Source organism: Streptomyces sp. NRRL F-4489 (genome assembly GCF_001509485.1).
Classification (GTDB): domain Bacteria; phylum Actinomycetota; class Actinomycetes; order Streptomycetales; family Streptomycetaceae; genus Streptomyces.
The window spans coordinates 1-17,825 of record NZ_LLZI01000039.1; the positions used below are offsets into that span (position 1 = coordinate 1).

Sequence of the window (17,825 nt, forward strand, 5' to 3'; positions counted from 1 at the left end):
CCCCCCGCACCCTCACCTGCCACGGCAAGGGCTGGACCCTCGACCCCGGCCGCCCCGGCGCCCTCCCCGCGGCCACCGACCTCTTCGCCGTACGCCTGGCCCGGTGACCGCCGCCCACCGACCCCCCACCCCTCACGACCGAAGGAACGCATCCATGAGCACTCGGCGCACCACGAAGGCCGCCAGGGGAGCGGTCGCCATGGCGAGCGCGGTCGGCCTGGCTCTCGTCGTGGCCGGCTGCGGAGGCGGCGGCGACGGCGGGGAGCGGGCCCCGGAGGCCGGGAAGCCGGCCGCGCACAGCGCCACCCCCGCCGGCGACGCCACCTCGCCCGCCGCCGACGCCGACAAGGTCATCGGCGAACTGAAGGGCCCGGACGGCGTGGTGGTCACCCTGCACTCCGCGGTCCGCGACGCCGGCGGCTTCGTCACCGTCGAGGGCACCGTCACCAACCACGGCACCCGCGCCTTCAACGCCATCGACTGGCGCTCCAGCGAGACCGAGATCAAGTCCCGCTCGTCCGTCTCCGGCGCCACGCTGGTCGACAAGGCCGGCAAGAAGCGCTACCTCGTCCTGCGCGACACCAACGGCGAATGCCTGTGCACGACCGGCCTGAGCGGACTGCTGCCCGGTCAGAGCCGGCCGGTCTTCGCGCAGTTCCCGGCCCCGCCCGCCAAGGTGACCGAGGTCGACTTCCAGTTGCCGACCATGCCCCCGGCCACCATCCGGATCACCGATTGAGCCGCCCGCGATGACCCGCACCCGTACGGCCCTGACGGCCGCCGCCGCGCTCCTGCTGACCGCCGCCCTCACCGCCCCCGCCGCCCACGCCGACCCGCCCGGCATCACCGAGGACACCACCGCCCCGGTCCGCATCGACGCCACCAGCCCCAAGCTGCGGATGGTGCAGGGAGCCACCCTCGCCCCGCCCAAGGTGCTCAACATCAAGTCCGTCGTGGAGACCGACGACGGCTCCGAGCGCCGCCAGGACACCAACGACAACATCACCTTCGCCCTCCAGGCCGAGGTGCTCTTCGCCAAGGACAGCGCCGACCTCTCCACCGACGCGCTCGCCCGGATCAGCGCCATCGCCGAGGAGGTCCGCAAACAGCACGCCACCGACCTGCGCGTCTTCGGCTTCACCGACAACCTCGGCTCGGCCGCGCACGGCCTGGTCCTGTCGAAGCAGCGCGCCAACGCCGTCCAGCGGGAACTGGCCGTCGACCTCGGCTCCGGGGTGACGTTCCAGGTCCGCGGCTACGGCGAGCAGTACCCGGTCGCCGACAACGGCACCGAGGCCGGCCGCCGCAAGAACCGCCGCGTCGAGGTCAGCTTCCCGCGCCGCGACTGATCCCTACATGTTTTAGATCGGTCGATCCAATACGTGCTAGCGTACGCGTATGGCCCGGCCCAGGAAGTTCGACGAGGAGCGGGCGGTCGACGCCGCGATGGAGGCGTTCTGGGCCGCCGGCTACGAAGCCACCTCCACCCAGGACCTGTGCGACGCCACCGGCCTCGGCCGGAGCAGCATCTACAACACCTTCAAGAGCAAGCACGACCTCTTCGAGCGCGCCCTGGCCCGCTACATCGAGCGCAAGAACGCCGAAGTCGCCGACCTGCTGGAGAACGGCCCCGGCACCGCCCGCCAGCGGCTCCGCGCCCTCCTCCAGCGCATCATCGACGAGGAGTTCACCGGCTACCCCGACGGCCGCGGCTGCCTGGTCGTCAACACCGCCGTCGAGATCGCGTCCCACGACCCGTCGGTGGCCGCCACCCTCGAACGCGACTACGGCGTCCGCCTGGAGATGGTCCGCGCGGTGATCGAATCCGGCCAGCGCGACGGCGAGTTCGACCCCGCCAAGGACTCCCGCACCCTCGCCCACCTCCTCATCGCCGCCATCGGCGGCCTCCGCGTCTCGGCCCGCTCCGGCGTCGGCCGCGCCGCCCTGGAGTGCGTGGCCGACGCCACCCTCACCGCCTTCTGACCCCGTGAGGGGCCGCTGTCGCGCGCCCGCACGCCCTCATTTTGAACCGTTCCGTACAAAACGGCGTCAGCCCACCGGGCGCGCCCCGCGCATCCCAGGAAGGCCCCCATGCCCCTCGCCGTCCGCCTCCTCGGCCTGGCGATCTTCGCCCAGGGCACCTCGGAGTTCATGCTCTCCGGTCTGCTCCCCGACATCGCCACCGACCTCGGCGTCTCCATACCCGACGCCGGCCTGCTGGTCTCCGCGTTCGCCCTCGGCATGGTCGTCGGCGCCCCCCTCCTCGCCGTCGCCACCCTCCGCCTCCCGCGCCGCACCACCCTCGTCGCGCTCCAGCTGGCCTTCATCGCCGCCCACGTCATCGGCGCGCTCGCCCCCGGCTACGGCGTCCTGTTCGCCACCCGCGTCGTCAGCGCCCTGGCCTACGCCGGCTTCTGGGCGGTCGCCGCCGCCACCGCGGTGAGCCTGGTGCCGCCGGAGGCCAAGGGCCGCGCGCTGTCCGTCGTCGGCACCGGCCTCACCCTCGCCACCGTCGTCGGCGTCCCGGCCGGTACGGTCCTCAGCCAGCACGCCGGCTGGCGCGCCGCGTTCTGGGCCGTGGTCGCCCTCACCGCGCTCAGCGCCGCCTCCCTCCTCGCCACCCTGCCCGCCACCTCCGGCGACACCGCGCCGCCCTCCCTGCGCCGCGAGCTGACCGGCCTGGCCCGCCCCCAGCTCTGGCTCGCCTTCCTCATCACCACCCTGGCCTTCGGCGCCGCCGTGGTGACCTTCAGCTACCTCGCCCCGCTGCTCACCGACGTGACCGGCCTGCCCGCCGGCTGGGTCCCGGCCGTGCTCTCCCTCTACGGCGCCGGCGGCGTGCTCGGCATCACCGCCGGCGGCCGGCTCGCCGACGCCGCCCCGCTGCGCACCCTCCTCACCGGCGTGGCGGCCCTCACCCTCGCCTCCGCCGCCCTCGCCCTGACCGCCGCCAGCCTCCCCGCGACGCTGGCCCTGGTCTTCCTCCTCGGCTTCACCGGCTACCTCGTCAACCCGGTCCTCCAGTCCCGCGCCTTCCGCCTCGCCCCCGACGCGCCCACCCTGGTCCCCGCCGTCAGCACCTCCGCCTTCAACGTCGGCATCACCCTCACCCCCATGCTCGGCGGCCTCACCATCGACGCCGGCCTCGGCTTCCGCTCCGTCGCCTGGGTGGGCGCCGCCACCGGCCTCCTGGGCGTCCTGGCGATCCTCGTCGCCGCCGCCCTCCAGCGCCGCACCCCGGCCCCGCCTACGGCTCCCCGCCGCCCCTCCGCGCCCGAGCCGGTCGCCGCCGCCCGCTCATGAACCCTCCGCCCGCACCTCCACCCGCACCCCCGGGCGCAGCCCCCACCGGGCCATCGCCCCGGCCTCCGCCTCCAGCACGTGCCGGGCCCGCACCCGCGGCCGGCCCAGCCGCCCCGGCCGCATGGTGCGCACCGCCAGCACCCTGAACTCCCGGTCCAGATACGCCACATCGATCGCGAACCGCATCCCGAACGTGTGCACTCCACTCGCCGGCGTCAGCAGCAGCGCCCCCGCGATCCCGTCCCGCCCCAGCAGCCCCCGGGTCCGCGCCCGGTACGACGCCGCGACCTCCACCGGCACGCCGTCCGCGACCCCCGCCAGTACACCCCGCCCGTCCACCCGACTCCCCATGCCCGCCGTTCTACCAACCCCCGCCGGCGCGCTCTAGGGTCGGTCCGTGTCCGCCGCCCTGATCGCCCTCGCCGCCGCCTACGGAGCCGCCGCCGGCCTCCTCGTCCCCCGGCCCGCGCACCGCCTGTCCGTGGAACCGGGCGAGCCGTGGCGCGCCCAGTGCCCCGGCGGGCATCCGATCCCCGGGTGGCTGGGCCGCGGCCGCTGCCCGGCCTGCCGGGCCCCGTACGGGCCGGCCCCGGCGCCGGCCGCGGCGGGCACCGCGCTGGCCTGCGCGGCGCTCGCGGCGGCGGTCGGCCCCCGCCCGGAACTCGCGGTCTGGCTCCTGCTCGCCCCGCCCGCCGTCCTGCTGGCCCTCGTCGACCGGCGCGTCCAGCGCCTCCCCGACGTCCTGACCCTGCCGCTGGCCGCCCTCGCCGCCACGGCCCTGGGCGCCGTCGCCTGGCTCGCCGGCACCCCCGCCCCCTGGCTCCGCGCCCTCCTCGGCGGCCTCGCGCTGGCCGCCGCCTACCTCCTCCTCTTCCTCCTCAACCCCGCCGGCCTCGGCCTCGGCGACGTCAAGCTCGCGCTCGGCCTGGGCGTCGCCCTTGGGTGGTACGGCTGGGGCGTCCTCCTCGCGGGGGCGGCGGCGGGAATCCTCCTCGGGGCGCTGCATGGTGCGTACCTCTTGGTGGTGCGGCGTGTGGGGCGCGCCACGACGATGCCGCTCGGGCCCGCGATGCTGGTCGGCTCGTTCCTCGCCCTCCTCCTCGGCGCGAAGGGCCCCTGAAGGGGCCCTGAGCCGCCGACAGCCCCGGCGGCCCGGCGGCCCCCGACGGGGCCGAGCCACGCCGATGCGCCCGGGATGCACGGAGCACACCCCTCGCGGGGTTATGGTGGAAGCCCCCCCTCGGGCCGGTCCGTATCCCCCCCACGGACCGGCCCGCTTTTTTGCTCCGCCGCGATGTGGTTGCTCGCCGTGCGGAAGGTTTGTTTGTGGCCGCCCCACGTTGTTGTGTGCCGCGCCGTTGTCGGTTGCGGTGGCCTCGCCTACGCGGGGTGGGTGGGGGGCGGAGGGGCTGCCCCGCGCCGTCGGCGGCTACCTCGCCGTCTCGGCCGGGGCCCGGTGGTTTACGTGGTCTCGGCCCCGCGGGGGAGTGTTTTTGGCCGGTGGCGCAAGGCGCCACCGGCGTCCCTCCCCTCAAGGGGACGAGACCACGCAACCGGCCGCCAGGCCGAGGCGGCTGTCCCGGGACCACCGGGGTGCACCCGGCAGCGGCGCGGGCCGGAGGGGATGTCCCGGGGTGCGCCCGCAGGATCTGGAGCGAACCGCGGGGCATTCCTCATCGCGCCCCTCCGGCCCCCACCCACCGAAGGGAACCCGAGGCCACCGCAACCAACACGGCGCCGCAGACAAAAACGTGGGGCGGCCACAAACAACACCCCCGGCGCGAAGCGACGACGACGCGGGGCGGCCCCGCACACACGCCGACTACCGGCGAGCCCAGATATTCACGCCCTCCGTCGTCCGCGCGAACGCGTCAATCTCGGCCAGCTCCTCGTCGGAAAGCCCCGTCGCGTCCAGCGCCGCGACATTCGCCTCCAGCTGGGCGACGCTGCTCGCCCCGATCAGGGCGGACGTCATGCGCGGATCGCGCAGCACCCAGTTCAGCGCCAGCTGGGCGAGGGACTGGCCGCGCCGGGCGGCCAGCTCGTTCAGGCCGCGGAGGCGCCGCACGACCTCGTCGGTCAGCAGGGCGGGGTCGAGCGACTTCCCCTGGGCGGCGCGGGAATCCTCCGGCACGCCGTCGAGGTACTTGTCGGTGAGCATCCCCTGCGCCAGCGGCGCGAAGGCGATGCAGCCCATGCCCTCGTCGTCGAGCACGTCCAGCAGGCCGTCGTCCTCGATCCAGCGGTTGATCATCGAGTAGGAGGGCTGGTGGATCAGCGGCCGGACGCCCATGCCGCGCAGCAGCCGCACCGCCTCGCGGGTCTGCTCGGCGCTGTACGAGGAGACGCCGACGTAGAGCGCCTTGCCCTGCTGGACGGCGGACGCCAGCGCGCCCATCGTCTCCTCCAGCGGGGTGTCCGGATCGAAGCGGTGGGAGTAGAAGATATCGACGTAATCGACGCCCATCCGCCGCAGCGAGGCATCCAGCGACGAGAGCAGATATTTCCGGGAGCCCCATTCGCCGTAAGGGCCGGGGTGCATCAGATATCCGGCTTTTGTCGAGAGAATCAACTCGTCGCGGTAGCGGCGGAAGTCCTGCGCGAAGATCTTTCCGAAGTTCAGCTCGGCGGAGCCGGGCGGCGGGCCGTAGTTGTTGGCCAGATCGAAGTGGGTGACGCCCAGATCGAAGGCCCGGCGCAGAATGGCCCGCTGGGAGCTCAGCGTGCGGTCGTCCCCGAAGTTGTGCCAGAGTCCGAGGGAGATGGCGGGGAGTTTCAGGCCGCTGCGGCCGGTGCGCCGGTACTCCATGGAGGCATAGCGTGAATCCGCGGCGAGGTAGTCAGTACCACTGGTCATGGACCTCTCCCTATCACGGACTTGTGACACACCTGATTGGGCTGCCGGGACAGCCGAGACGTAAAGTTGCCCTCTTAGGCAACGGGGCGATGGCCATCGGCACGGAGGGGCTGGACCACACATGCTGCGATCTTCCGGGATGCGCATCCCGTATCCGCCGGCGCTTCGCGATCTTGTCTACCGGCTGTACGCGCGCCGGGTGGAGGGCCGCCTGGACCACACCCAGGTGCCCAAGCACATCGGCGTCATCCTGGACGGCAACCGCCGCTGGGCGCGGGCCGACGGCCTGTCCACCGAGCAGGGCCACCAGGCCGGCGCGGCCAAGATCGACGAGCTGCTGGGCTGGTGCGCGGAGACCGATGTGGAGGTCGTCACGCTCTGGCTGCTGTCCACGGACAACCTCGACCGGCCGGCGGCCGAGCTGAACCCGCTGCTGGGGATCATCGAGAACACCGTGCGCAACCTGGCCGCGGACGGCCGCTGGCGGGTGCACCACGTCGGCAACCGCGACCTGCTGCCGGACGGGACCCAGCGGGTGCTGAAGGAGGCCGAGCAGGCCACCCTCGACAACGAGGGCATCCTGGTGAACGTCGCGGTCGGCTACGGCGGCCGCCAGGAGATCGCGGACGCGGTGCGCTCGCTGCTGCTGGAGCACGCCGAGCGCGGGACGACGTTCGAGGAGCTGGCCGAGATCGTCGATATCGACCTGATCTCCGAGCACCTCTACACCCGCGGCCAGCCGGACCCGGACCTGGTGATCCGCACCAGCGGCGAGCAGCGGCTGTCGGGCTTCATGCTGTGGCAGAGCGCCCATTCGGAGTACTACTTCTGCGAGGTCTTCTGGCCGGCGTTCCGGAAGATCGACTTCCTGCGGGCCCTGCGCGACTACGCGGCCCGGCACCGGCGGCTCGGGCTCTAGGACCGGCCACACAGCCAGAGGGCGCGACCCCGGCGCCGTTTCCGGCCAGTTCGCGGGGCTGATTCCGGCCGTTCCGGGGCGCGACCCACGGGGTATCCGGTGGGGCGGCCGTACGGCGGGAGCCGGTGGCGCCGGGGTGCGCGCCGGGTCGGGGCGCGTTCCGGGCGCCCTGGCGGCACACCGCCTGACGCCCCCTCGGACCCGCCCGCGAGCAGGCGCTTCCCCGTTTCCCGCGCGGCGTCAGATGGCCGTTCCGGCCCGCCTTTGCGCCGGTCAGCGGGCACCTGTAACCAAAGGTTCATCGAGCGTGTGTCATATGCCGTGGCATGGGCACGGCCGTTGAAGGGAATATCCCTGGCAGGTCGGTGCCCGGGAAAACAAGCCATCGGGTGCCGCATCTCAGCGGACGGCATGGGGCCGTCCGCCCGGGAGGCCCTTTGCGCATCACGGACGCTCGTGCGTACCGCACGGACGACGCGGAGGGCCGGCGTTCGGCCCGCGCACCGCGGCCCGAGCCCGGTCCTGTCCCCGGCGACGTCGTCGCACCCCAACCTCAGCCGAGGGGGTTCGTCCACCCGTGGTGAACAGCAAGAAGCGCCGTGAGAGCGACCGGCGCACCTATGTCCTCGACACCAGCGTCCTGTTGGCGGATCCGGCCGCCGTCTCCCGCTTCGACGAACACGAAGTGGTGCTGCCGGTCGTCGTGGTCACGGAGCTGGAGGCCAAGCGGCACCATCCCGAACTCGGGTACTTCGCGCGGCAGGCGCTGCGCCGGCTGGACGAGTACCGCGTACGGTACGGGCGCCTGGACGCCCCCCTGCCCATCGGAGAGCTCGGCGGCACCCTCCGGGTCGAGCTGAACCACTCCGACCCGGGCCTGCTGCCGGCCGCCTTCCTCAACGGGCACAGCAGACTGGGGGACAACGACTCGCGGATCCTCGCGGTGGCCCGCAACCTCCAGGCCGAGGGGTTCGACGTCACGGTCGTCTCCAAGGACCTGCCGATGCGCATCAAGGCGTCCTCGGTGGGGCTGCGGGCCGAGGAGTACCGCGCGGAGCTGGCGATCACCGACTCCGGGTGGACGGGCATGGCCGAACTCGCCCTCTCCGCCGAGCAGGTGGACGACCTCTTCGCCGCCGAGACCGCCGACGTCCCGGGCGCGGCGGAACTCCCCGTCCACACCGGCCTGGTGCTCCAGTCCGAGCGCGGCAAGGCGCTCGGCCGGGTCACCCCGGACGGCGCGGTCCGGCTGGTGCGCGGCGACCGCGAGGCGTTCGGCATCCACGGCCGCAGCGCCGAGCAGCGGGTCGCGCTGGACCTGCTGCTCGATCCGGAGGTCGGCATCGTGTCGCTGGGCGGCCGGGCCGGTACGGGCAAGTCGGCGCTGGCGCTGTGCGCGGGGCTGGAGGCGGTGCTGGAGCGGCGGCAGCACAGCAAGGTGATGGTGTTCCGCCCGCTGTACGCGGTCGGCGGCCAGGAGCTGGGCTATCTGCCGGGCACCGAGGCCGAGAAGATGAGCCCCTGGGCGCAGGCGGTCTTCGACACCCTCTCCGCGGTGACCACCAAGGACGTCATCGAGGAGGTGGTCGCCCGCGGCATGCTGGAGGTGCTGCCGCTGACCCACATCCGCGGCCGGTCGCTGCACGACGCGTTCGTCATCGTGGACGAGGCCCAGTCGCTGGAGCGCAACGTCCTGCTGACCGTGCTGTCCCGGATCGGGGCGAATTCCCGGGTTGTTCTCACCCATGACGTCGCCCAGCGCGACAACCTCAGAGTCGGGCGGTACGACGGAGTGGTCGCCGTGGTCGAGAAGCTGAAGGGGCATCCGCTCTTCGCGCACGTCACGCTCAACCGCTCCGAGCGCTCGCCGATCGCCGCGCTGGTGACCGAAATGCTGGAGGAGGGGCGGGTCTGACCCGGTGTGAACACGGCGCGCCGCCCGGAGAAGCGCAGGAGCTTAGCCGGGCGGCGCTCGTGTGCGCTCGAATATCCGGAAATCCCCCGGACCAAACGAGGTGTGAGCTTTCACACCCGGCGGAGAATTGCTTCCCGGTAGGCCGTTCGGGCAGAGTCTGGGTCCTGTCAGGCCCCGCATACGGCCCAGACGCACCCCCCGGGGTGTATGGACGACCCGAACTTCATAGCGAGTTGCCGTATGCCGCCCGAGCACCACGCGGACCCCCTTGGGGGACGTACCGGGCCAGTGCCTCCCGTGACCAGCCGGTGCCTACCGCTCAACAGGCGCCGGAACAAGGGGAGGCCAGCGCCAGGGGCACGATTGCGTCCGCGAGGTCACCTAAGCGGGCGATGCTGGAAGGAAAACGTGTGAGCCGGATCTCGGTCCGGGGATTCGCAGTGGCCTCCGCCACCGCGGTCACCACCGTCGGCGCCGTCGTCGGCGTCGCGTCGGGCAGCCAGGCATCGGTCAGCAACACCGAGGCCACCGCGGCGGACGCGACGATCGCCGACATCCCCGCGGGCCAGCAGGCCCAGGTCCAGACGGCCTCGCTGACGCAGCAGGCTGACTCGGCGTCCACCCAGGCGGACGTGGCGGCCCTGAAGTCCGCGCAGGAGTCGGCCCGCAAGGCGGCCGCGGAAACCGCGCAGACCAAGAAGGACCAGGCCGACAAGGCGAAGGCCGACAAGGAGGCCAAGGAGCGCGAGAAGGCGCTGGCCGCCTCCCGCTCGGCCGTCCGCGACGCCAGCGACTTCCTCGCCAAGGCGTCGTACACCGTCGCCGAGACCCAGTCGATGGCCCGCCAGATGATGGCGTCCGACCAGTTCCAGTGCTTCAGCAACATCGTGGAGCGCGAGTCCGGCTGGAACTACCGCGCCACCAACGCCTCCTCCGGCGCGTACGGCCTGGTGCAGGCGCTGCCCGGTTCGAAGATGTCCTCCGCGGGCTCCGACTGGCAGACCAACCCCGCCACCCAGATCAAGTGGGGCCTGAACTACATGAACAGCCGCTACGGCAGCCCCTGCGGCGCCTGGTCCTTCTGGCAGGCGAACAGCTGGTACTAGACCGCGGCTCGCTCGGCCCGTACGGCCGCGCCACAGCGCTCCGAAACCCCCGAACGCGACGCGTTCGGGGGTTTCGCGCATCCGGCAGAGGTAACGTCGGGGCGTCAGAGTGCGTGAGGGCGGGGAAGAGGAAGCGACATGTCCAGATTGCCGCAGTGGGTCGGTGCCTTCGGGGCCGGCCTCACCCGGCTCTCGCAGCGGTTGGAGGAGCAGCGCCGCCGTGCGGAGGCCGCGATGGCGGAGGAGGAAGCGGCGGAGCTGCGGCGCGCCGAGCGGGTGGCGGGCCCTCCGGTGGACGGCGTTCCGGCGGGTGGCGACCCGCTGGACGGCCACCCGGCCGGCGGGCATCCGGTGAACGGCCGCCCGGTGGACGGCGTTCCGGCCGAGCACGCGGACGCGCCCGGCGGGCGGGAAGCGGAGGCGGCGGCTCCGGCCGACCCGGCCCCGGCGCCCGCCGCGGCCCGGTCCCCGGAGTCGGTCCCCGCGCCGCCCTCCTACGCCCCGGCCGTCGCGGCCCCGCCGGACCCGGTGGCGGCCGTCCCCTGGGGCGTCCGGGTGGCGGCGGAGGCCGGTTGGCGGCTGCTGGTGCTGGCCGGGACGCTCTGGGTGCTGGCCAAGGTGATCACCACCATCCAGCTGGTGGTGCTCTCGTTCGTGGCGGCGCTGCTGATCACCGCGCTGCTCCAGCCGACCGTGGCCTGGCTGCGGCAGCGGAACGTCCCGCGCGGGCCGGCCACCGCGCTGACCTTCATCGGCGGTTTCGTCGTGATGGGCCTGGTCGGCTGGTTCGTCGTATGGCAGGTCCAGGACAACATCGACTCGGTGTCCAGCCGCATCCAGGAGGGCATCACCGAGCTCAAGGGCTGGCTGCTGCAGAGCCCGTTCCATGTGACCGAGAGCCAGATCAACCACATCGCCACCAACCTCCAGAACGCGGTCGGCGCCAACACCGAGGCGATCACCTCCGCCGGGCTGGAAGGCGTCACGGTCGTGCTGGAGATGTTCACCGGCATCCTGCTGGCGATGTTCACCACGCTGTTCCTGCTCTACGACGGCCGGCGGATCTGGGAGTGGACGCTCAAGCTCGTCCCCGGCCCGGCGCGCGGGGGTGTGGCGGGCGCCGGTCCGCGCGCCTGGCGGACGCTGACCGCGTACATCCGCGGCACGGTCCTGGTCGCGCTGATCGACGCCATCTTCATCGGCATCGGGCTGTACTTCCTCGATGTGCCGCTGGCCGTCCCGCTCGCCGTCTTCATCTTCCTGTTCGCCTTCGTGCCGCTGATCGGCGCGGTGGTCTCGGGCGCGCTGGCGTGCCTGATCGCGCTGGTGACGCAGGGTGTGTTCACCGCGCTGCTGGTGCTGGCCGTGGTGCTGGCGGTGAACCAGATCGAGAGCCATGTGCTCCAGCCGTTCATCCTCGGCCGGGCGGTCCGGGTGCATCCGCTGGCGGTGATCCTCTCCGTCGCGGCCGGCAGCCTGATCGCCGGTATCGGCGGCGCGGTGGTGGCCGTCCCACTGGTCGCCGTCACCAACACCGCCGTCGGCTACCTCCGGGCGTACTCCCGGGAGCAGGCGCTGCGGATGACCGTCCCGCCGCGCGGCGCCACGGCCCTGGCGGTGGCCCCGACGCCGCCGCCGCGGCCGACCGGTCCGCCGCCGGAGGAGTAGCCGCGCGAGCCCCGGCGCACGCCGGCGGCGCACGGAAAAACCCCCGCGGACACGAGGTCCGCGGGGGTTTTCGCGTGGGGGCCGGGGGCCGTTCGCCTTATTCGGCGAGGGCGGCCTCGGCGTCCAGGGTGGCGCCGACGGCCTGGAGGACGGCCGCGATCTTGACGGCCTCCTGGATCGTCTCGCGCTCGACCCCGGCCTTGCGGAGCACCTGCTCGTGCGAGTCCAGGCACATCCCGCAGCCGTTGATCGCCGAGACGGCCAGCGACCACAGCTCGAAGTCGACCTTGTCCACGCCCGGGTTGCCGATGACGTTCATCCGCAGACCGGCGCGGAGGTTGCCGTACTCCGGGTCGGAGAGCAGGTGGCGCGTCCGGTAGAAGACGTTGTTCATCGCCATGATGGCGGCGGCCGACTTGGCGGCGGTGTACGCCTCGGGGGAGAGGTTGGCCTTGGCCTCCGGCTCCAGCTCGCGCAGCACCTTGGGCGACCGGGACGCGATCGCGCAGGCCAGCACCGTGCCCCACAGCTGCTGCTGCGGCAGGTCGCTGTTGCCGATCACCGAACCGAGGTTGAGCTTCAGGTCCTTGGCGTAGTCCGGAACGGCGGACTTGAGGTCATCGAGTGCCATGGGTGTCACTCACCAGCCAGCAGGGCGACCGGGTCCAGGGTCTCGTCGCCCTTGCTCCAGTTGCAGGGGCACAGCTCGTCGGTCTGCAGGGCGTCCAGCACCCGCAGGACCTCCTTGGGGTTACGGCCGACGGAGCCGGCGGTCACCATGGTGAACTGGATCTCGTTGTTCTGGTCGACGATGAAGACGGCGCGCTGCGCGAAGCCGTCCTCGCCCTCGATGCCCAGGGCGCGCATCAGCTCGTGCTTGGAGTCGGCCAGCATCGGGAAGGGCAGGTCGGTCAGGTCCGGGTGGTCCTTGCGCCAGGCGTGGTGCACGAACTCCGAGTCACCGGAGAAGCCGAGGATCTGGGCGTCGCGGTCGGCGAACTCGTCGTTCAGCTTGCCGAACGCGGCGATCTCGGTCGGGCACACGAAGGTGAAGTCCTTGGGCCAGGCGAACACGATCTTCCACTTGCCTTCGTAGGTCTTGTGGTTGATCTGCTCGAACTCCTTGCCCTTCTCCAGCGAGACGCAGGCGGTCAGGTCGAACTCGGGGAACTTGTCACCGACAGTGAGCACGCGCTCTCCTTGTTGCAAGAAAGTCCCTTATGGGGCTTTCGGGTCTTTCCTTGAGGCTTGGACGGGTTCCACAGTGCCACAGGAGCCATTGATCAGGGAAATAGCTAGACTTGTGGATGTTGATCGGAGGTGGTTATCAGTGGCTGTTCCTACGAGTCCCGGCGGGCGCCCCCGCCAGCCCAGCCTCGCCCAGCTGCGGGCGTTCGCCGCGGTCGCCGAGCATCTGCACTTCCGGGAGGCGGCGGCCGAGATCGGCATGAGCCAGCCCGCGCTCTCCGGTGCCGTCTCCGCGCTGGAGGAGACCCTGGGCGTACAACTCCTGGAGCGTACGACGCGCAAGGTGCTGCTGTCGGCGGCGGGGGAGCGGGTGGCGGCCCGCGCCCGGGCGGTGCTGGACGCGGTGGGCGCGCTGATGGAGGAGGCGGAGGCGGCCCGGGCGCCGTTCACCGGCGTGCTCCGGCTCGGCGTCATCCCGACCGTCGCCCCATATCTGCTCCCCACCGTCCTCCGCCTGGTCCACGAGACCTACCCCGCGCTCGACCTCCAGGTGCACGAGGAGCAGACCGCCTCCCTCCTGGACGGCCTGGCGCACGGCCGGCTCGATCTGCTGCTGCTCGCGGTGCCGCTCGGCGTCCCGCAGGTCACCGAAATACCGCTGTTCGACGAGGACTTCGTCCTGGTGGCACCCAAGGACCACTGGCTCGGCGGGCGCGGCGACATCCCGCGCGAGGCGCTCAAGGAGCTGGATCTGCTGCTGCTGGACGAGGGCCACTGCCTGCGCGACCAGGCACTGGACATCTGCCGGGAGGCGGGCCGGGACGAGAACACCCCGGTCACGACCAGCGCGGCCGGCCTCTCCACACTCGTCCAGCTGGTGGCCGGGGGCCTGGGCGTGACCCTGCTCCCGCGTACCGCCCTGCGGGTCGAAACGGCCCGCAACGACCTGCTGACCACCGGCTACTTCGCGGACCCGGCCCCCGCCCGGCGGGTCGCCCTGGCCATGCGCGCCGGCTCGGCCCGCCAACGCGAATTCGAGGAGTTCGCGGCCGCCCTGCGCGGGGCGCTGCGCGGGCTGCCGGTGCGGATCGCGGAGGGGTGAGGGTCAGGTCCGGGCCCGGCCGGCCTTGAGCACCGCCGCCACGTCGAGTTCGACGCCGGCGCCGACCGACTCCGGGATGACGGCTCGCTCACCGGGCGCGTGGACGCGGTGGCTGCCGTAGCCCTCCTCCCCGGGCTCGGTGAGGACGTGGACGCGGTTGTGCTTCCGGTCGACGATCACGTACACGGGGATCCGTGCCTTGGCGTAGGCGACGGTCTTGAGCTTGAGATCGTTGTTGTAGTTGCTCGACGTGACCTCGAGGACGAGGCGGAAGACGGCGGGGTCGTGGTTCGTCCCGTTGCTGACGTGCTCGTCGAAGTCCGCGTCGACGACGGCCAGATCCGGGATGGCGTACTCCTCCGGACCGCCCGGGAGCCAGACGCCGATACCCTGCAGCACCGCGGTTTCGCCGTCGTGCAACCCGGCTGCGAGGAAGGGCAGCATGAGAGTGGTCAGCGCCCGCGAGTGAGGGCCGTCCGGGGCTGGGGTCACGGTGAGGATGCCTCCGATGATCTCGGCTCGGTAGCCGGGGAGGCGCTCCATGATGTGGTCGGCTGTCTCGCGCAGCGTCATGGACTCAGTCTCGTGCACGTGCTGGGAATACTCGACAGTTGCTGCAGATATCACATGCCTCCCGTTTGCTGGGTGCCGAGGTCGTCATCGTAGGCAGCGGCGGTCGGACCGTCTCGTACGACAAGTGTTCACCCGTTCGGGGACGGCTACTCCGTGCGCAAGCCCTCCGGGCGCATCATGCGCCATAGGGGTGGGAGGCTCAGGGCGGTGACGAAGAGGATGACGGCGGCGCCGATGGCGGTCATGCCGGCGATGGCCGGCCAGTCGGCGGCCAGGCCGGTGCCGATGATGGTCAGCAGCAGGGAGCCGAGGGTGAGTCCGCAGGTCAGGGCCAGGAGCAGGCCGAGGGCGACGGGGAGCGCGGTCTGCCACAGGACGGACCAGCCGAGGGTGGCGCGGCGGGTGCCGTGGGCGTCCAGGACGGAGAGCAGCCGGCGGCGTTCGTAGAGCTGCTCGACGGTGGAGATGATCAGGCCCGCGCCGATCAGCAGCAGGGTGATCGCCGCGCCGGCGAAGAGCGCGGTGCGGACGCCGCCGATCTGCTGGTCGTGCGGATTGTCGAGCGAGGAGCCCTCGTACAGGGTCGGGCCGATCCGGGCCGCGGTGTTGCGGATGTGCTCGACGGCGTCGGGGACGGCGCGGTCGAAGTCGACGCGCAGCTCCATGTCGGGGGCGGTGAAGCGGGACGGGTCCAGGGCCGCGGGGGTCAGCAGCAGGTCGTAGTGGCGGGGGTGGCCGTCGTCGGACGGCAGGAGCCGGGCGGCGCGGGCGGTCGGCGGGACGGTCCAGGGGCGGGGACGGCCGGGGGGCTCGCCGTAGACGAGCGGCGGGTTGAGGTTGAGGGTGGCGCCGGGGGTGACGCCGGTGTCCCGGCCGGGGCGGGCGTCGGTGGCGAAGACGTCGCCGTCGCGGCAGGACGGCAGGCGCGCGATCTGCCGGAGTTCGGCGCAGCTGCCGACGGTGAGCAGGGCGGACAGGTCGCGGCTGGGGTCGCGGCCCGGGGCGGGCATCCGGCCGGCGTTGACGTCGAGGGTGCCGTGCGCGGCGGTGACGCCGGGGGTGGCGCGCAGGGCCGCCAGGGCCTCCTCGGTGTGCTGCCAGCTCGCGCCGTGGCCCCAGAAGGTGATCCGGGGCAGCGCGCCGGACTTGGCGTAGGCGGCGGCGTAACCGGCCTGCATACCGGTCATCAGCATGTGGATGGCGATGGCGCCGGCCAGGGCGACGGTGATGCCGCTGACCGCGCGGGTCGCCGGGCCGCTGTTCAGCTGGAGCCGGCGGACGGCCAGCTGCCAGGAGACCGGGCCGCCGCGCAGCCGGCCCGCGACCCGGTCGACCAGCCACGGCAGCAGCGCGGTGATGCCGAGCAGCAGCAGGACCGAGCCGCCGGCGAGCCGGAAGGTGTTGAACGGGGTCTCGTCCCGGTGGCGCAGCACCAGCGGGACCAGCAGCGCCGCGCCGAGGACCGGCAGCGCCACCCGCCACCACAGCCGGCGGCGGACCGGCGGGCGGTGCCGGACGACACCCAGCGGCTCCACCGTGACGCCGCGCTGGGCGACCAGGGTGACCAGCACCGCGGCGGCCGGGACGAGCACCGCGATCAGCAGGGCGATGAGCGGGCCGGGGGTGAGGTCGGCGGAGTAGACGTTGATGTCCCAGAGCGTGATCGCCGGGGCCAGCTGCCGGCCGGCCAGGAACAGCAGCCCGCCGCCCGCCAGGCCCAGCAGCGAACCGAACAGCGCCTCGCCGGCCGCGATCCGCCGGGTGGTGCGGACATCGGCGCCGACCAGGCGGAGGGCGGCCAGCCGCCGCTCCCGGCGTTCGTTGCCGAAGCGGACGGAGGTGCCGATGAAGACCATCACCGGCGTCAGCAGCGCCACACACACCATGATCACCAGGACCGTGGCGGGCGCGGAGAGCGGCCGGGCCTCCCAGTTCTTGCCGAAGTGGTCGATGCGATAGCCGTCGCGTTCCCCGAGGGCGGGGCTGTGGGCGAGGTAGGTCAGCTCGCGGGGGCCCTGGAGCCCGTCGGGGCCGATCACGCCGGCGACGCGGTACGCGCCCAGCCGCTCGCGCAGCAGCGCCGAGCCGGGGGAGTCCAGGAGGTCCTTCAGGGCCGGGGAGACCACCATCCGGCCGGGGCCGGGGAGGCGGTCCATACCGGGCGGCACCGGCGGGTGGGCGCCGTCCGGGCGGACCAGCCGGCCGCGGATCGCGGTGCCGTGGAAGGTGGTGTCGGCGGAGGCGTAAAGGAGGGTGCGGTCGCCGCGCGGCGGCGGGTGCGCCTGGCCGAGGTTCTCGCGGGCCTTCTCGCGGCCGTGCCAGGCGTTCATCAGGGACGGTACGGAGGCGCCGAGCAGCAGGACGGCCACGCCGAGGGCGACACCGGCCGCGGTCAGGGCCGTACGGATCCAGCCCTCCCGGCCGCCGCCGGCCGCGAACCGCATGCCCATGGCGAGGTCCCGGGCCCAGCCGGCCGGGCCGCGCCGGGCGGCGGCGGGCAGGGCGGGCGGGGCGGTGTCCCGCTCGCCGTCGGTGCCGGGCCGCGAGCGGAGCAGGGTCATATCCGGCCCGCCAGGTCCTTCACCCGGCCGTCCCGGACGACGATCTCCCGGTCGGAGTAGGCGGCGACCCGGGACTCATGGGTGACCAGCACCACGGCGGCGCCGGTGTCCCGGGCGGCGTCGGTGAGCAGGCTCATCACCCGCTCGCCGTTGAGGGAGTCCAGGGCGCCGGTGGGCTCGTCGGCGAAGACCACCCGGGGCTGCGGCGCCAGCGCGCGGGCGACCGCGACGCGCTGGCCCTGGCCGCCGGAGATCTCCCCGGGCCGCTGCCCGGCCACCCCCTCGACCTCCAGCCGCTCCAGCCACTCCCGGGCCCGCTGCTCGGCGGGCTTGCGGCGGGTGCCGTTGAGGCGGAGCGGCAGGGCGACGTTCTCCAGGCAGGTCAACTCCGGTACGAGCTGGCCGAATTGGAAGACGAAGCCGAAGTCGGTGCGGCGCAGGGCGCTGCGCCGGGCGTCGTTCAGCTCGGTGAGGGTGTGGGGGCCGTAGCGGACGGTGCCGGAGTCGGGGCGGATGATGCCGGCGAGGCAGTGCAGGAGAGTGGACTTGCCGGAGCCGGAGGGGCCCATGACGGCGACCACCTCGCCGGGGTGGATCGAGAAGTCCGCGCCGTCGAGCGCGGGCGTGGGCCCG

General features: G+C 73.0%; 17 protein-coding genes. 10 read left to right on the forward strand and 7 right to left on the reverse strand.

Annotated features, from left to right (window positions below):
• Window positions 1-154: 154 nt before the first annotated feature.
• From ADL22_RS05660 to ADL22_RS05675, 4 genes are all read left to right on the forward strand, one after another.
• Window positions 155-739, forward strand: a complete 585-nt coding sequence (locus tag ADL22_RS05660; RefSeq protein WP_066974304.1) for a hypothetical protein — start codon at window positions 155-157, stop codon at window positions 737-739.
• 10 nt (window positions 740-749) lie between these two features.
• Window positions 750-1,349, forward strand: coding sequence for an OmpA family protein (locus tag ADL22_RS05665; protein WP_066974305.1), 600 nt, complete (start codon window positions 750-752; stop codon window positions 1,347-1,349).
• Between the two features lie 49 nt (window positions 1,350-1,398).
• On the forward strand, window positions 1,399-1,983 hold the full coding sequence (locus ADL22_RS05670; protein WP_066974306.1) for a TetR/AcrR family transcriptional regulator: 585 nt from the start codon (window positions 1,399-1,401) through the stop codon (window positions 1,981-1,983).
• A 108-nt stretch (window positions 1,984-2,091) separates the two neighbouring features.
• Entirely contained in the window at window positions 2,092-3,303 is a 1,212-nt protein-coding gene (locus tag ADL22_RS05675; protein WP_066974307.1) for a Cmx/CmrA family chloramphenicol efflux MFS transporter, read from the forward strand.
• On the opposite strand, the gene ADL22_RS05680 is transcribed toward ADL22_RS05675, so the two are convergent.
• Window positions 3,298-3,654: a DUF192 domain-containing protein gene (locus tag ADL22_RS05680; protein ID WP_066974308.1), complete on the reverse strand. Its 357-nt coding sequence runs from the start codon at window positions 3,652-3,654 to the stop codon at window positions 3,298-3,300. The genes ADL22_RS05675 and ADL22_RS05680 overlap by 6 nt on opposite strands.
• A 46-nt stretch (window positions 3,655-3,700) precedes the next feature.
• Here ADL22_RS05680 and ADL22_RS05685 point away from each other — a divergent pair, with 46 nt between their 5' ends.
• Window positions 3,701-4,423 carry a prepilin peptidase gene (locus ADL22_RS05685; RefSeq protein ID WP_066974309.1) on the forward strand — a complete coding sequence of 241 codons (723 nt, stop codon included), beginning with the start codon at window positions 3,701-3,703 and terminating at the stop codon, window positions 4,421-4,423.
• A gap of 702 nt (window positions 4,424-5,125) precedes the next feature.
• Here ADL22_RS05685 and mgrA read toward each other — a convergent pair.
• Window positions 5,126-6,160: an L-glyceraldehyde 3-phosphate reductase gene (gene mgrA, locus ADL22_RS05690; protein WP_079063865.1), complete on the reverse strand. Its 1,035-nt coding sequence runs from the start codon at window positions 6,158-6,160 to the stop codon at window positions 5,126-5,128.
• A gap of 139 nt (window positions 6,161-6,299) precedes the next feature.
• Between mgrA and ADL22_RS05695 the strand changes: the two genes are divergently transcribed.
• The 4 genes from ADL22_RS05695 (at window position 6,300) to ADL22_RS05710 (ending at window position 11,768) form a co-directional block, all read left to right on the forward strand.
• A complete protein-coding gene (locus ADL22_RS05695) occupies window positions 6,300-7,079 on the forward strand; it encodes an isoprenyl transferase (protein ID WP_066974311.1) in 780 nt (259 codons plus the stop codon).
• A 577-nt stretch (window positions 7,080-7,656) separates the two neighbouring features.
• Window positions 7,657-8,994, forward strand: a complete 1,338-nt coding sequence (locus tag ADL22_RS05700) for a PhoH family protein (protein WP_066974312.1) — start codon at window positions 7,657-7,659, stop codon at window positions 8,992-8,994.
• A gap of 410 nt (window positions 8,995-9,404) precedes the next feature.
• Window positions 9,405-10,100, forward strand: a complete 696-nt coding sequence (locus tag ADL22_RS05705; protein ID WP_066974313.1) for a transglycosylase SLT domain-containing protein — start codon at window positions 9,405-9,407, stop codon at window positions 10,098-10,100.
• 138 nt (window positions 10,101-10,238) lie between these two features.
• Entirely contained in the window at window positions 10,239-11,768 is a 1,530-nt protein-coding gene (locus ADL22_RS05710) for an AI-2E family transporter (protein ID WP_066974314.1), read from the forward strand.
• Between the two features lie 97 nt (window positions 11,769-11,865).
• Here the strand turns inward: ADL22_RS05710 and ADL22_RS05715 are convergent, their stop codons facing one another.
• Both ADL22_RS05715 and ADL22_RS05720 read right to left on the reverse strand, forming a co-directional pair.
• A complete protein-coding gene (locus ADL22_RS05715) occupies window positions 11,866-12,399 on the reverse strand; it encodes an alkyl hydroperoxide reductase (protein ID WP_066974315.1) in 534 nt (177 codons plus the stop codon).
• Between the two features lie 5 nt (window positions 12,400-12,404).
• Window positions 12,405-12,959 carry a peroxiredoxin gene (locus ADL22_RS05720; RefSeq protein WP_030586925.1) on the reverse strand — a complete coding sequence of 185 codons (555 nt, stop codon included), beginning with the start codon at window positions 12,957-12,959 and terminating at the stop codon, window positions 12,405-12,407.
• 139 nt (window positions 12,960-13,098) lie between these two features.
• On the opposite strand from ADL22_RS05720, the gene ADL22_RS05725 reads away from it, so the two are divergent.
• Entirely contained in the window at window positions 13,099-14,058 is a 960-nt protein-coding gene (locus ADL22_RS05725) for a hydrogen peroxide-inducible genes activator (RefSeq protein WP_066974316.1), read from the forward strand.
• Window positions 14,059-14,061: 3 nt separating this feature from the next.
• Here ADL22_RS05725 and ADL22_RS05730 read toward each other — a convergent pair whose 3' ends face one another.
• The 3 genes from ADL22_RS05730 to ADL22_RS05740 form a co-directional block, all read right to left on the reverse strand.
• Window positions 14,062-14,682 (reverse strand): Uma2 family endonuclease, encoded by a 621-nt coding sequence (locus ADL22_RS05730; RefSeq protein WP_066974327.1) that lies wholly within the window; start codon window positions 14,680-14,682, stop codon window positions 14,062-14,064.
• A 95-nt stretch (window positions 14,683-14,777) separates the two neighbouring features.
• Window positions 14,778-17,192, reverse strand: coding sequence for an FtsX-like permease family protein (locus tag ADL22_RS05735; protein ID WP_066974317.1), 2,415 nt, complete (start codon window positions 17,190-17,192; stop codon window positions 14,778-14,780).
• The gene (locus tag ADL22_RS05740) at window positions 17,189-17,761 is read right to left on the reverse strand and encodes an ABC transporter ATP-binding protein (RefSeq protein ID WP_234430555.1); all 573 of its coding nucleotides are present in this window, start codon (window positions 17,759-17,761) and stop codon (window positions 17,189-17,191) included. Before ADL22_RS05740 ends, ADL22_RS05735 begins: the two co-directional genes overlap by 4 nt.
• Between the last annotated feature and the right edge of the window lie 64 nt (window positions 17,762-17,825).